This is a genomic window from Vibrio parahaemolyticus (assembly GCF_900460535.1).
GTDB lineage: Bacteria > Pseudomonadota > Gammaproteobacteria > Enterobacterales > Vibrionaceae > Vibrio > Vibrio parahaemolyticus.
In genome coordinates this window covers 1,428,930-1,443,641 of sequence record NZ_UHIL01000002.1, presented here as the reverse complement: position 1 = coordinate 1,443,641, position 14,712 = coordinate 1,428,930, and the positions used below count along the sequence as shown (strand labels likewise).

General features: G+C 46.2%; 10 protein-coding genes. 6 read left to right on the top strand and 4 right to left on the bottom strand.

From position 1 onward, the window contains the following. Positions 1 to 27: 27 nt before the first annotated feature. On the top strand, positions 28 to 885 hold the full coding sequence (locus DYB02_RS23615) for a LysR family transcriptional regulator (protein WP_005454101.1): 858 nt from the start codon (positions 28 to 30) through the stop codon (positions 883 to 885). On the opposite strand, the gene DYB02_RS23610 is transcribed toward DYB02_RS23615, so the two are convergent. From DYB02_RS23610 to DYB02_RS23600, 3 genes are all read right to left on the bottom strand, one after another. After that, a complete protein-coding gene (locus DYB02_RS23610; RefSeq protein WP_029805196.1) occupies positions 872 to 3,187 on the bottom strand; it encodes a tetratricopeptide repeat protein in 2,316 nt (771 codons plus the stop codon). The two genes, DYB02_RS23615 and DYB02_RS23610, sit on opposite strands and share 14 nt — an antisense overlap. A 159-nt stretch (positions 3,188 to 3,346) precedes the next feature. After that, a complete protein-coding gene (locus DYB02_RS23605) occupies positions 3,347 to 4,894 on the bottom strand; it encodes an arylsulfatase (protein ID WP_005454162.1) in 1,548 nt (515 codons plus the stop codon). 309 nt (positions 4,895 to 5,203) lie between these two features. Beyond that, entirely contained in the window at positions 5,204 to 6,718 is a 1,515-nt protein-coding gene (locus tag DYB02_RS23600; RefSeq protein ID WP_021451831.1) for an arylsulfatase, read from the bottom strand. A 281-nt stretch (positions 6,719 to 6,999) separates the two neighbouring features. Between DYB02_RS23600 and DYB02_RS23595 the strand changes: the two genes are divergently transcribed. The 3 genes from DYB02_RS23595 (at position 7,000) to DYB02_RS23585 (ending at position 10,040) form a co-directional block, all read left to right on the top strand. Next, positions 7,000 to 7,386 carry a winged helix-turn-helix domain-containing protein gene (locus DYB02_RS23595; RefSeq protein ID WP_077345884.1) on the top strand — a complete coding sequence of 129 codons (387 nt, stop codon included), beginning with the start codon at positions 7,000 to 7,002 and terminating at the stop codon, positions 7,384 to 7,386. Between the two features lie 89 nt (positions 7,387 to 7,475). Continuing rightward, on the top strand, positions 7,476 to 9,830 hold the full coding sequence (locus tag DYB02_RS23590) for a fatty acid cis/trans isomerase (RefSeq protein ID WP_029804402.1): 2,355 nt from the start codon (positions 7,476 to 7,478) through the stop codon (positions 9,828 to 9,830). An 18-nt stretch (positions 9,831 to 9,848) separates the two neighbouring features. Beyond that, positions 9,849 to 10,040: a hypothetical protein gene (locus tag DYB02_RS23585; protein ID WP_005454225.1), complete on the top strand. Its 192-nt coding sequence runs from the start codon at positions 9,849 to 9,851 to the stop codon at positions 10,038 to 10,040. 68 nt (positions 10,041 to 10,108) lie between these two features. Here DYB02_RS23585 and torS read toward each other — a convergent pair whose 3' ends face one another. Next, positions 10,109 to 13,075, bottom strand: coding sequence for a TMAO reductase system sensor histidine kinase/response regulator TorS (torS, locus tag DYB02_RS23580; RefSeq protein ID WP_029804400.1), 2,967 nt, complete (start codon positions 13,073 to 13,075; stop codon positions 10,109 to 10,111). 43 nt (positions 13,076 to 13,118) lie between these two features. On the opposite strand from torS, the gene torT reads away from it, so the two are divergent. Further along, on the top strand, positions 13,119 to 14,168 hold the full coding sequence (gene torT, locus DYB02_RS23575) for a TMAO reductase system periplasmic protein TorT (protein WP_228750870.1): 1,050 nt from the start codon (positions 13,119 to 13,121) through the stop codon (positions 14,166 to 14,168). Between the two features lie 63 nt (positions 14,169 to 14,231). After that, positions 14,232 to 14,687 (top strand): methylglyoxal synthase, encoded by a 456-nt coding sequence (locus tag DYB02_RS23570; protein ID WP_005454351.1) that lies wholly within the window; start codon positions 14,232 to 14,234, stop codon positions 14,685 to 14,687. Positions 14,688 to 14,712: the final 25 nt, after the last annotated feature.

Sequence of the window (14,712 nt, the reverse complement as noted above, 5' to 3'; positions counted from 1 at the left end):
CTATAAATTAAATTTATGAGTAACGTTATGGACTTGAATTTGATCCAAACTTTTCTTGTTGTCGCGGAGTTCCAATCTTATACAAAAGCCGCGGAACAATTGGGGCTTACGCAACCTGCTGTGAGCGCTGCAATAAAGCGTTTAGAGCAAGTCGTAGATAAGCAATTATTTGTGAAAAAAGGACGGGGAATTACGCTGACATCCGCGGCGTATCAACTACTGCCTCAGTTTGAGCAAGCGGTGAGTATTATTGATAATGCTATCACGGAGAAGAAGCACTTTGAGGTGTGCTGTTCAGAGATTCTGCTGCACATTATGAGCCCGATAAAAAATGCCATTTTTTACGAGTCACCTCCCGAAAAATACATCTTGTTTGAGCTTTTAAGACAACAAAAAGTAGATCTTGTAATTGATACAGTGGTCACAAAAGATGCGGCGTTTGTTATGGAGGAGGCGTACGAAGAAAAGGCCGTCATTATTTGTCGAGAGCAACACCCTCGAATCCAAGGCACTTTGAGCAAAGAACAATTTTATGATGAAACTCACTGTTTGTTTTCAGGCAAATGGAACAACATGTCGGGTTTTGAGCAACTCGCTCAAGAAACCATTTTAGAAAGAAAAGTGGATCTCGTCACATCTTCGCTTGCTGGTATGGCGTTGTACGTCGCACAACGCGATTGTTTAGGTCTAGTGTCTCAATCTTTTGCGAACAAATGGAGCAAAGCCCTTAAGCTTCAAGTTCTGCCTTGCCCCATTTCTATATGCACTATCCCTTACAAGTTCGTCTACCATAAACGTGAGTTAAACAACCCTGCTCATATTGCATTGCGAGAGAGAATCAAAACGCATCTAGCAGCCGCGCATTACGAACCTATTTCTTTGTAGTCACGGTCGCTTTGAGCTGTTGAATAACTTCCTCAGGAGCATGTGCACCAAGCTGCTTGGTGCACCGTTCAAAGGCAAATGCAACGCCGCCTTGTCGATAGTTTCTCGCCAACACTTCGCACTGGGCATAAAGATGCCGTGGGTCACCACCAACGTCAAACGCCTTGTTTAACGCCTTACTCGCTTCTAATACGTCGGATTTCTCCAACGCTAAACCGTACACATACCAATACTGAGCGTTATCTTTCGCGCTTTCTGCGGCCTGTTTTAAATACTGATTAGCTTGTTTGCTGTTGCCTTGTCTTAACAGCGCAAGCCCTGCACTGTAAGGCAGCGAACTTGATTTCGGTTGTGCTTTCATTCCCGCACTCAGAATTTGTACCGCTTTGGCTTCATCACCTTGTCGGCGATACATGTCCGCTAAATTGACGTAGCTATTTTCGAAATAAGGTTCGATGTCGATAGCTTGTTGATACAGTTCGATCGCTTTATTAGCCTCTCCCAAACTACGATATACATTGGCTAAGTTAGTTCGCCCAAATCCGCGATCGGCATTAAAGCGTTGAATGTCCATGTATTCATCTAACGGTTTTTGAATGCGCTCTCTTTGTAGCGGATTCATTTCCCCATAATGACTGACTAGCGCAGCTGCCGCTTCGGTTCGCACCGACAACACTGGATCACTCAGCAACGGCTGTAAAATCTGCCAACGGTCACTAAAGTCATACCCTGCCGAGCCAGCAACAGCACCCAGTCGAATCATCTCGTTCTCATGTTTCACGGCGCGCGCAAGCGCAACCAACGTATTCTGGCCAGTATTGCCTGCCATTCGCTCTAAAGCCGATGCGCGAATGATGTCACTGTTGGAAGAATCTTGAGCCGTATAAGCCAAGGCATCTGAACCACCTCTATGACCTATCGCGTCTGCATAAAATGCGACCGAGAAGTGCTGAGTGTTGCGATACTTTGATTTTGGGAACCATTGACCAATCTGCTCATCGGCCCACTTCGCATCTTTATCATCATGACAAGCGGTACAAACATTGGGCGTATTAATATGCTTGCTTAAATCTGGGCGCGGAACGTGCCAACTGTGGTCTCTGCGCGGGTCTACCTGCATATAAGTCGTCTCCGGCATGTGGCACGTTGTGCATTTTGATGCTTTGGTGTTCGCTTGATGAAAGGTGTGGTTTTCTGGCAGATAATCTGACGCTACATGGCATTGCGCACATACAGCTTCTTCTGGGATTTTGAGTTGTGCGGTATGTGGATCGTGACAATTTGTGCACGTTACGCCTTTCTCTGCCATGGCCGATTGCAAGAACGAGCCGTAGACATAGTCCTCATCGTAAATTTGGCCATCGTGATAATAGAGCTCAGGGGTAATTAAACTCAGGCGGTACTTATCAAGAAACGCACCTTTGACGTGATCCGCTTCTTCATTCAACTGGGTACGTCGACTGTGGCACTGAGCGCAAGTTTGAACTTGGTTGGTTGGCACAATGTCTTTTGGCTGAAGCGTACTGTGCCCTTCTTTGTAGACCCACTCTTTGACTGCGGCTGAAAGATCGCGAGAAAAACCATAATGATTCGCGGTGGCAATTGGCATTCCGTTTTGCTTGGCCTGTTTCGCCATTTCCACGTGCAGACTTGCCGGGCCATGACACGCTTCGCAGCTGACGTTGATTTCCGACCACGTTGTTTGATAAGTATTGCTTTGCGCGTCGTAGTTTTTCTTCAAGTTGGTTGAGTGGCAATCAGCGCACATGAAGTTCCAGTTTTGCCCTGTATTGGCCCAGTAAAACTCATCGGTTGTGGTCGTGTCTGGATATAAATGAAACCAACGTTGCCCGCCTTGTTCCACACTTCTCGAATCCCAAGCAAAAGGAATCAGTTGTATGCGTCCATCATCAAATTCCACCATGTACTGTTGTAATGGCACCCAACCAAACGTATAGCTGATTTTGTAATCATGCCACTGTCCATCTGGCCCTTGGATGTTGACCCAATATTCATCGCCTTTGCGATAAAAACGGTTTGCTTTGCCCTGATGTTCAACGACTTGATTGTCGAAGTTACCCAGTACGGATTCTGAATCAGCATGGCGCATCGCCATATCATGGTGCGAGCCTTGCCACGCTTCCACTTCGACTTGGTGACAATCGATGCACGTTTCGTTACCAATAAACTGAGCTTGAACTAGTTCTGGTGGAGTTTGGGCGTTTTGCTGTCCAAACAGAGAAAAACTGACGAGCATAGCAAGGCTCACTATTGCCTGCTTCCAACTTGCCCACTGAGTCATAACGATCCTTGTTATTCTAATTTTATTCTTCATCAACTGTAGGATGACTTTTTCTTTTTGGACAAGTAATTACATGAGTTTTAAGAAAAACTTAAACGGTGCGCAAAAAAAGAGGCTCCTCAGAGCCTCTCGATTTGGAGTTTTGATCGTGCAACAAACCTACTTATTCGGGTTCTCTTGCAGTTTCTCCATCACTTGATCAAGCGAGAAACTTGCGGCTTTTTGCCTTGGCGGGAACTCTTTGAAGGTTTCTAGGAATCGACCAACATACGTTTGTGCTGGCACCAACATGTAGGCGCGATCAAGCATCCAATCGTAGTACGTGTTGGAGGTAACATCCGCAACTTCATAAGGGTCCATGCGCAAGTTGAAGATCTTCGGCACACGTAATTTGGTGAATGGTTCAGCCCAAATACGCAACGTACCTTTTGCACGTTGTTCCATGAAGACCAATTTCCACTTGTTGTAACGAAGCGCAGTTAAATCGCCATCGTCCGAGAAGTAGAAAATCTCTTCACGCGGTGCTTTCTCTTCTTTACCAGTGAGGTATGGCAGGAAGTTATAACCATCTAGGTGAACTTTGAATTTCTTATCACCCGCGCTGTAACCTTTAAGCAGTTTCTCTTTGATGTTGTCATCACCAGCGGCGGCTACAAATGTAGGCATCCAGTCCATGTGGTGCATGATGTCATTCGAGACAGAACCCGCTTTAATTTTACCTGGCCAACGTACCATTGCAGGAACACGGTACGCACCTTCCCAGTTGGTATTTTTCTCGCCACGGAATGGCGTTGTACCCGCATCTGGCCACGAGTTCATGTGTGGGCCATTATCGGTTGAGTAGAAAACAATGGTGTTGTCTTTAATGCCTAAGTCATCCACTTTTTTCAGTAGCTGACCAACATGGTTGTCGTGCTCTACCATACCATCAGCATAAGTACTGATGCCGGTTTTGCCTTGGTTATCTGGCTTCACGTGAGTACGGAAGTGCATGCGGGTTGCGTTCCACCATACGAAGAATGGTTTTTTCGCTTTCACGGCACGATCCATGAAGTCGAGTGCCGCATCTAACGTCTCTTCGTCCACCGTTTCCATACGCTTACGAGTCAGAGGCCCCGTATCTTCAATTTTGCCGTCAGCGTACGAACGAATCACACCGCGTGGGCCAAACTTCTTACGGAACTCAGGATCTTTAGGGTAATCGACGTTCTCCGGTTCTTCCTCAGCGTTCAGGTGGTAAAGGTTGCCAAAAAATTCATCGAAGCCGTGGTTAGTAGGAAGATGTTCGTCTTTATCCCCTAAGTGGTTTTTACCAAACTGACCAGTCATGTAACCCATTGGTTTAAGCATTTCCGCAATAGTAGCGTCTTCCGCTTTCAAACCTAGGTCAGCACCAGGAAGTCCGACTTTACTTAAACCCGTTCTGAGCACAGTCTGGCCGGTAATAAAGGTGGAACGACCCGCAGTACAAGATTGTTCACCGTAGTAATCTGTGAACATCATGCCCTCTTTCGCGATGCTGTCGATGTTTGGTGTTTTGTATCCCATCAAGCCAAAGGTGTACGCACTGAGATTGGACTGGCCAATATCATCACCCCAGATGACGAGAATGTTAGGTTTTTCTGCCGCGATACTGCTGCTTGTCGCGCCAATTAAAGCCGCGGCAAGAATCGCTAATCGGCGTTTAACGCCATATTTCGCTGTCATATAAACCTCTGTGTGTATTAGAAAAGTGCTTCCTGCAACAGAATGTATAGTTCACAACCTCCGGATTTGCGAATATTCAAAATGAGAATAAAGGCAATGGGGTTTAATAATTTCCGCGAACATGTTCACACGGCGACAACAAAGATCTGAAGGCGTTTAGATAAGAGAAGGTTCGCTAACGCAAGGAATGGCAGGAAGAGATAACAAACGATTAGAGGGTTGCGAAATAGATAAAATAAAAAACGGTTCGCGCCGACAACCAAGATAGATCATCATTGCGAACCGTTGGGGGTTCAAATACGCTTAGGATTAACCTTTCGCTTGTTGAACTTTACTTAGGTTCTTCATTTGTTCCATCACTTTATCAACCGAGAAGCTTGGGATCTCTTGACGTGGTGGGAACTCTTTGAATGATTTCAGAACTTTCGCTACTTTCGCTTGAGCAGGAACAAGCAAGAATACGTGGTTGAACTGCCATGTTTCGTAACCGAAGCCTTGGTCGCCCTTCTCTAGTGGGTCAACTTTAAGGTCGAAGATCATTGGTATACGTAGGTTTGTGAACTCTTTCGTCCAAACATCCCAACCTTCATGCTCTTGGATCTTGAAGTGAAGCTTGAAGCGCTTGTCACGCATTGCTAGCAAATCGCCATCGTCTGACCAGTAGAAGAACTCATCACGAGCAGACTCTTTGTCTTTACCCATCAAGTAATTCATTTGGTTGTAACCATCTAAATGGTTTTTGTATGTGCGATCAGCAGACGATGATTTGTAGCCTTTCAGCAAGTCTTGCTTGATGGTGTTGTTACCCGCCGCAGAAAGCAGTGTTGGGAACCAGTCTTCACCCGCAAAGATGTCATTTAACTTCGTATTTGGTGCAATGTGCCCAGGCCAACGAACCATTGCTGGTACGCGGAAGCCACCTTCCCAACCTGTGTTTTTCTCACCACGGAAAGGACCAAATGCTGCATCAGGCCAGGTCGCGTTCATCGGACCATTATCGGTGGTGTAAATCACGATGGTGTTGTCGGCAACTTTCAGATCATCCAGTTTATCTAGCAACTCACCAACCATGTTGTCGTGCTCTACCATACCATCTGCGTATTCACCCAAACCTGTTGTACGGTTTTCTTCTTTCACATGCGTCCAAATGTGCATGCGCGTTGCGTTGTACCACAAGAAGAACGGCTTGTTCGCTTTAACTTGACGCTCCATGAAGTTCATTGCCGCGTCTAGCGTTTCTTGGTCGACCGTTTCCATGCGCTTACGCGTCAAAGGACCTGTGTCTTCAATTTTGCCATCGGCATAAGAATGGATTACGCCACGCGGGCCAAAGTTTTTGCGGAACGCAGGATCTTTCGGGTAATCAGGGTTTTCAGGCTCTTCTTCCGCGTTCAAGTGGTAAAGGTTACCCATGAACTCATCAAAACCGTGGTTTGTTGGCAACATTTCATCTTTGTCACCAAGGTGGTTTTTACCAAATTGGCCTGTCGCGTAGCCCATATCTTTAAGTGCCGTCGCCATTGTAATGTCTTGCGGTTGAAGACCTTGTTCTGCACCTGGTAGGCCTACTTTCGTCAAACCGGTACGGATTGGCATTTGACCAGTAATGAAAGTACTACGGCCCGCAGTACAAGATTGCTGCGCGTAGTACGCTGTGAAAAGCGCACCTTCTTGCGCAATTCTGTCGATGTTTGGTGTGTTGTAGCCAAGCATGCCTTGGTTGTAAGCAGAGATGTTACCGTAGCCGATGTCATCACCCATGATAACCAGCATGTTGGGTTTAGAAGCTGCTTGTGCGGCAATCGGAGCTGCCGTTGCAAGCATCGTGAGTACTAGAGTATTTTTGCGAAAGTTCACGTTTTTTATTCCTTCACGTTAAAAACTTCCTTTATGGTATGCCTGCTGAAAAAACGATTGAAGTTATACAAGATATAACCAAACCTCATCTCAACTGGCATAGCGTTGCAATAACAGGCCGGACAATGAGCACATTTACCAACCACTTGTCATCATCGATTTGAATATCTTCTTTATATATTGCATTGATTTTTTATTGCCCATTGATGATAATGGTTCGCAATTTCATTATTAATCTGGGTATCAACGTGAGCGTTCAAGCAACCTTGTCAGTTTTGCCAACCTTAACGTCTGATAGCCAAGATTGTGGTCACTCTTCTTCAGCAGATCATGTACTTACGCTCGATAAGTACACGCAGTCTGTTACGATTCAAAGCCAACCAAAAAAGACGGATATCCAACTCACGCCCATTCAGTTTGAACTGCTGCGCACGCTCATTCAGCATCAAGATAAAGTACTGACCAAATCTTTCCTCTATCAAACCGTTTTGCAACGTCCGTTCACTGATCATGACCGAGCGCTGGATATGCACATCAGTCGAATGCGAAAACGCTTGATTGCCGAAGGCATGCCACCAGATCAAATTCAGACAATTCACCGTAAGGGTTATCTATTTAAATCCATAAATAGGTAAAGAAAGCGCGGCTATTTGTCTCGATTTTTGGTATTTCGTCACTTATTTTGCTTTAATTAATGCAAATTCAATTTACTCAAAATAACTCAATGAATTTGCGTCTAATTTTTATACTCTGCATTGCCAGTCTGTTTGCTGGTTGTGCTACTTATGCTGGCCTGAACTTTGACCAATTGTTCGGCCCTCAGTTGGTTCGTGAGCGTACTGCCAGCGTTGAAACGCCGCAGGCAGATTTCTTCCAACGCGAGGTAAAACCTATCGTCGATAACCGCTGTGTGGTTTGCCACGCCTGCTACGATGCGCCATGTCAGCTAAAACTTTCATCGGTAGAAGGGATCGACCGCGGAGCATCGAAAGCGTTGGTTTATGAAGGCACTCGCCTGACAGCGGCTGCGCCTACTCGCTTGTTTGAAGATGCAGAAACCACCCAAGAATGGCGCGACGCTGGCTTCCACCCTGTTTTGAATGAACGCGACCAAAGCATGGCGGCAAACCTTGAAGCTGGCCTTATCGCTCGTTTATTGCAACAGAAAGAGCGCCATCCCTTGCCAGACCAAGTGCAATTAGAAGGTTTTGATTTTTCGATTGATCGTGAGCAAACCTGCCCGACAATTGAAGAGTACGAACAGTACGAAAAAGACAACCCAAACTGGGGAATGCCATTTGGTATGCCGAATCTAACCAACAGCGAATACCACACGCTGATGACTTGGCTAGAAAACGGCGCGATCATGAATATGCACACGCCAATCAGTGACCAAGAGCAGGCGAAAATCAATCAATACGAAACACTGCTCAACCATTCAGACCTCAAAAACCAGTTGATGTCGCGTTACATTTACGAGCACTTGTTCCTGTCGCACCTGTACTTCTCTGAGTTGAGCGAAAAACCGCGCTTCTTTACCCTCGTGCGCTCCGCAACGCCGCCAGGACAACCAGTGAAGCGCATTTCCACTCGTCGCCCTTACGACGATCCGGGCGTTGAACGCGTTTACTACCGAATCATTCCAGAACAAGGCACTATTGTTGACAAAACGCACATGCCATTTGCGCTCAACACACAGCGCATCAGTAACTGGAAAAAGTGGTTTATTGAAGCGGATTACTCCGTTACTCAGCTACCTAGCTACGAGCCAGAAGTTGCAGCTAACCCGATGACGGCATTCATTGATATGCCAGTGAAGTCTCGCTTCAAATTCATGCTTGATAATGCGCAAAACACCATCATGGCGTACATTAAAGGCCCTGTTTGTCGTGGTCAGCTTGCACTTAACGTCATCAATGATCGCTTCTGGGTATTCTTCTTGGACCCAGACAAAGCTGACATTCCTGAGGTTAACGAGTTCTACCGTTCACAAGCAGATAACTTAAAACTGCCAGCCGAACAAGAAAGTAATACGCTTCCAGTCACAAACTGGGTTAAGTACGCACGCCAACAAGCGCGTTATCTTGAAGCAAAATCTGAGTTTACGAACAACTGGTTTAAGCATGGCGAAAACCTATCGACTGACGTCATTTGGGATGGTAACGGCACCAACCCAAATGCAGCATTAACAGTATTCCGTCATTTTGACAGTGCATCTGTAGTTCAAGGGTTGGTTGGCGAGCAGCCAAAAACAGTCTGGATCTTAGATTACGCTTTGCTGGAGCGTATTCACTACCTATTGGTAGCAGGATTTGACGTATACGGTAACTTTGGTCACCAGTTGATGACGCGTATGTTCATGGACTTCTTACGTCTTGAAGGCGAGAGTAACTTTGTTACCTTGCTGCCTGCGGATATGCGCCACCAGCTTCAATCGAGCTGGTATCAAGATCAAAGCCCTCAGCTTAGTGACTTTTTGCAACGTAACGTGAAGCCTTTTAATCAACCGACCAGCGTTGTTTACAAAACGGACGATCCAAAAACCGAGCTACTGAACATGATGCGCAAACGCTTATCGCCAGTGCTGCTGCCTCGTTATGAGATTACCGATACTGCGCTTTCAGATAAAACGGAAAAAGAGCTAAAGCGCATCGGTCAAGTGCGTGGTGAAGGGCTACAAAACGTCCCACAAATCACGATGCTGATGGTGCGTAGTAAGTCAGGTAAGGACGAACTGTTCACCCTACTTCACAATAATGCGCACACCAATATTTCGAGTTTGTTTGATGAAGAAAGCAACCGAGACTTCGCCAACGACGATATGACCATCGTGCGCGGCGTTGTCGGTAGCTACCCAGCAGCATTTTTCTCGCTTAAAGAAAACCAAGTAAAAGAATTTGTCGATCAGTTTAGCGCGATTCAAAACGAAGCCGATTACGTTAAGTTGTTGGATAGTTTTGCGATTCGCCGTAGCTCGGAAAAATTCTGGCCGTTTAGCGATCGTATCCACAATTGGTACCGTACAAATCAACCGATCGAATTTGGATTACTTGACTATAATCGTTTTGAGAATCGATGATGATTTAAGGGGGTTCTCATGGGTATCCGAGACAACATTGCCGCTCTGGAGCAACAAATTTACGTTGCTTGTTCAGAGGGAGACTACGAGACGGTCAACATGCTTGAGCATCAACTCGAATACTTGCGTGGCAAAGTGGAACATCCATTAGATGATGACCCTTATGCCTTAGACACTCGATTCGAGTGGGAAGATGACATGACCAAATAGAAAAAACCTCCGGCATTTACCGGAGGTTTTTGTTTTTAGGTTTGGGATTAGGTTTAAAACGCAGAGCTTTATTCTGCCATCAGCTCATCAAGTGCATTAACTGACGCTGCGACTTGCTCGTCCAACAAACCTTGCTGAGCGTTGTATGTATCTAGCGGTTCGGCTGCAATCTCGATACTTTGGCAAGTGTTCATTAACGCAGTAAGACCTAAACTCCCCGCACTGCCTTTTAGTTTATGAGCGAGATTTTTCACTGCTAGGCTGTCATTTTTTTCTGCTGACTCAACCAACTGTCCAAGTACATCCGCACTGGTATTTCTGAACAAGTCGATGATATGCAGCATTTTTTCTCTGCCTAAAATCTTCATGTCGGACTGGATCACGCTTGGATTAATGATGACCATTTCTGGTTCCTCTCGTTGTTGGTGGTCTTGTTCGACCTGATTTTCAATAGTTAGATTGGTATCGCTCGTTTCGCTCAGAAGTAAGCATTCTCCACTTTGCGGAAGCAGTAATTGTTTGCCATCCAGAACATCCTGAATCAACGTAGCAAGGGCTTCTTTCTCAACCGGTTTTGGCAAGTAACCATCAAAACCCGCGGCCAAGTAGCGTTCCACTTCTTCCGCAAAAACATGAGCAGACACCGCAATCATAGGTGTCGGTGACAGCGCTTTGTCACCTGGCTTGTTACGTTCGATGCGTTTTAAGCGTTGAATCAAATCCGTGCCGTCACAATCAGGTAAATTGATGTCAACAAGCGCGATGTCAAAATCTTGTTTATCAATGATTCGTTCAGCTTGCAGGCCATCTTCCGCCATCACAACTTGGTGCCCCATGCTCTGAAGGAAACCTTCCGCCACTACGCGGTTTACTTCATTGTCTTCGACCAACAGCACTTTGGCTTTCACCTTGCAGCGAGCGCTCGCCACAACACCGACTTCCACAGGCTCGCTTTCTTCAAGTGGGATGGAGAACCAGAAACGGCTGCCTTCGCCCTCTTCTGAGTCGACTTCTAGCACGCCGCCCATGGCTTCTACAATGCGTTTGCTGATCGCCAAACCAAGCCCTGTACCACCGATTTGGTTCAGACCACCTTCTGCTTGCGTGAAGGCATCAAACAGAGTTTTCTGATCTTTTTTCGAAATGCCGATACCTGTGTCTGAGACTTCAAATAGCACTTGCGATTCGTCTTCTGGATTCAGGCTGACGTAAATATCAATTTCACCGTCTTCAGTGAATTTGATCGCGTTACCCACTAGATTGTTCAGCACTTGGCTAATGCGCGTTACATCCCCTTTCCAGTATCGGCTGACATCACTTTCAATGTGGTAAGAGAACAGCAGTTGCTTCTCTTGTGCTCGGCTGTTCATCAGTTGGAACGTGTCTTCAACCATTTGATGTAGGTCGAAGCCCAATCGGCGAATCTCAAGATGGCCGGCTTCAATTTTCGAGTAATCAAGAACGTCATTTAAGATGGCAAGCAAGGTTTTACCACTGCGGTTGATGATCTCCGCGTAACGCTTTTGAATTGGGTTTAAACCAGAATCCATTAACAAACGAGCAGTACCGAGCACGCCGTTCATCGGCGTTCGAATTTCATGGCTCATTGTCGCTAAGAAGGCCGATTTCGCGCGGCTCGCCTGCTCGGCTTCATTACGTGCCTGAGCGTGGTTCACGACCTCTTCATTCAAGCGCAGGTTTGCTTGTCTCAACTGCGAAGTGCGCTGCTCAATCAATTCTTCAAGGTGTTCTTTGTGTTCTTCCAGATCCCGTTTGGCTTTTGCTTCCCCTTCTGCCACCACTTTGAGCGCTTGGGCGGTATTGCGGGCGGTGATGATAGCTTGCCCCATGTGCGCGAGTTCGTCTTTGCCTTTAACTTCTAGTTCAACAGCCAAGTTACCTTGAGCAACAGAAAGCAGCGCAGCAGAGTATTCCGCCAGACGTTTCACTACCGACACGTACACCACGCGCCAAAGGATAAGCACAACCACAATCAAACCGACAATCGAGATCACCGTTAGCGACCATTGGGCAAATTTCAGGGTATTGGTCAGCTGGTCAACGGCAAACGTGGTGGTTTTGTTGGAATCGTCCACCAGCTTGTTTACGGTGCTGTTCAATTCAGAAAACAGCTCCAGCGTTTTTTGCATCAACTGTTGAGATTGTTCGTTGTTTTCGTATTGTTGCAGCAAAATGGTAAATACCACTTGGCGCTTACCGAGCTCGGTGAGCAATTGGCTCATCTGTTTTGAACGTGTTGGGTCTTCGACCGCTAAGACGCGGCGTTTCATGATCTTAAGATTGTTTTCAAACGCCGTCTGGATTTGTTGGATACGATCAACGTTGGTCAGAGTGCGTGCTTCTTCTATTTGATTAAGCATTTTAAAAGCGAGAAGATGCAGTTCGTGCAGACGCTCGGTTAGGTCAAGATCGACTTCAACCAAGGCATCGAGCGCTTGATAGACTTGGTCTTTTTTATTCGCTTCTAACAGGTCATAAATATGGGTTACGTTAGCAACCGCAATCGTGCTGGTGTTTTGAACTTGAGTACGAGTGAGCTGTTCTAACTCTTCACTCAGCAGGCGCATTTCTTCAACACGAGTATCAATTTCTTTCGCGAGCCACAACTTTCTTTCAACCGTGACACCAAGCTCCGCGAGGTTATTGATCACATTCTGAACGTTGCTTTCAAGTGCATCGAGCAGTTTTGAATCAAATGACTCACCACCTAACTCTTTAATGTGCGTCAACAGCGATTCAAGTTGTTCGAACAACACTCGTCCGGCTTCTTTCCTCTCTTGCTCATTTTGCGCATTAGAGAGCATTTGCACCGATGAAATGATTCGAGTACTCAATTCCGAGACTTGTCGCGCTTCTATCATGGCGGGGATCGCGGCATCTACCACGTTCCTTTCTGTTTTTGCCACCAGCGAAAAGCCGGATACGCCAATCAATGCTGATAACATGACCAGCATTGCCATCGCGATGAATGACAACAGAAGTTTACGACCGATGCTTGCGGTTGCTAGCAACATATTTTCATGACCTTAATGTTCGTGTTCGGCGACATATTACGTTATATTTTGCAGTGTTTACTTAATCTATGCCAACGAACTTCATTTCATGGTTATAAATCAACGCTCAATTCGTACAATTTTCAAGCATTCAGTCTTGGCAGCGTCACTTTGCGCTTCACTGCCTTCTGTGGCCGCTGAAAAGATCTGTGCGATCTACCCTCATTTAAAGGATTCTTACTGGTTATCAGTAAACTATGGAATGGTCTCTGAAGCAGAGAAACAAGGCGTTAACCTGCGCGTATTAGAAGCAGGTGGCTACCCAAATAAAAGTCGTCAAGAGCAGCAACTTGCGCTGTGTACCCAATGGGGTGCGGATGCCATTATTTTAGGCACGGTTGATCCTCACGCCTATGAACACAACTTAAAAAGTTGGGTCGGCAACACGCCCGTATTTGCAACAGTCAACCAACTCGATCTTGATGAAGAACAGAGCACACTGCTCAAAGGCGAAGTCGGTGTCGATTGGTATTGGATGGGTTACGAGGCCGGTAAGTACTTAGCCGAGCGCCATCCAAAAGGCTCAGGTAAAACCAATATTGCCCTACTGCTTGGCCCGCGTACTCGTGGTGGCACTAAGCCTGTCACAACGGGGTTTTATGAAGCTATCAAAAACAGCGACATCCACATCGTTGACTCCTTTTGGGCAGACAACGACAAAGAGTTACAGCGTAACCTAGTGCAGCGCGTGATTGATATGGGGAACATTGATTACATCGTCGGCAGTGCGGTCGCCATAGAAGCAGCCATCAGTGAATTGCGCAGCGCAGATAAAACCCATGATATTGGTTTGGTATCGGTGTATTTGAGTCACGGTGTGTATCGTGGTCTTCTGCGCAATAAAGTGCTTTTTGCTCCGACAGACAAAATGGTGCAGCAAGGCCGCCTGTCTGTCATGCAAGCGGCGCACTATTTACGCCATCAACCGTATGAAAAACAGGCATCGCCAATCATCAAACCACTGACGCCAAAGACGCTTCACGATGACACAATTGAAGAATCGTTATCTCCGTCAGAATATAGGCCGACATTCAGCATAAAGGCTGTTGATTGATACGCTAAAAAAGTGTTTTATTGATAGATAACCAGTTCATAATCATAAAATCGGAATAACTTGATGCAAAAAACGACTCGTACCATGCCTGCGCATAAACACGTGGCATTGGTTGCCCACGACAATTGCAAACCTGAGCTCCTTCGCTGGGTAAAAGAGAATAAAGAAAAGCTGCAACGCCATTTCTTGTACGCTACAGGCACAACTGGCCACATGCTGAGTAAAGAAACTGGCTTAGCAATTAAGAGTATGATCAGCGGCCCGATGGGTGGCGACCAACAACTCGGAGCATTGATTTCGGAAGGTAAAATCGATGTGTTGGTCTTCTTCTGGGATCCACTAAACGCCGTACCTCACGACCCTGATGTGAAAGCCCTACTTCGTATTGCGAGTGTTTGGAACATCCCAGTTGCGACTAACCGTGCAACGGCAAAATTCCTCTTCGACTCTCCTCTTTTAGAACAAGAAGTCGACATCGAAGTGCCAGATTACGAAGCTTACCTTGCAGAACGCATGTAAATCGACGTAATCGAATAGATAAAAC

What these genes read in the sequence shown, in the direction of transcription:
- DYB02_RS23600 (WP_021451831.1), bottom strand. Translation starts at nt 6,718, where the DNA reads ATGCTTGCAACGGCAGCTCCGATTGCCGCACAAGCAGCTTCTAAACCC.
- torS (WP_029804400.1), bottom strand. Translation starts at nt 13,075, where the DNA reads ATGTTGCTAGCAACCGCAAGCATCGGTCGTAAACTTCTGTTGTCATTC.
- DYB02_RS23615 (WP_005454101.1), top strand. Translation starts at nt 28, where the DNA reads ATGGACTTGAATTTGATCCAAACTTTTCTTGTTGTCGCGGAGTTCCAA.
- DYB02_RS23570 (WP_005454351.1), top strand. Translation starts at nt 14,232, where the DNA reads ATGCAAAAAACGACTCGTACCATGCCTGCGCATAAACACGTGGCATTG.
- DYB02_RS23610 (WP_029805196.1), bottom strand. Translation starts at nt 3,187, where the DNA reads ATGACTCAGTGGGCAAGTTGGAAGCAGGCAATAGTGAGCCTTGCTATG.
- DYB02_RS23585 (WP_005454225.1), top strand. Translation starts at nt 9,849, where the DNA reads ATGGGTATCCGAGACAACATTGCCGCTCTGGAGCAACAAATTTACGTT.
- DYB02_RS23590 (WP_029804402.1), top strand. Translation starts at nt 7,476, where the DNA reads ATGAATTTGCGTCTAATTTTTATACTCTGCATTGCCAGTCTGTTTGCT.
- DYB02_RS23605 (WP_005454162.1), bottom strand. Translation starts at nt 4,894, where the DNA reads ATGACAGCGAAATATGGCGTTAAACGCCGATTAGCGATTCTTGCCGCG.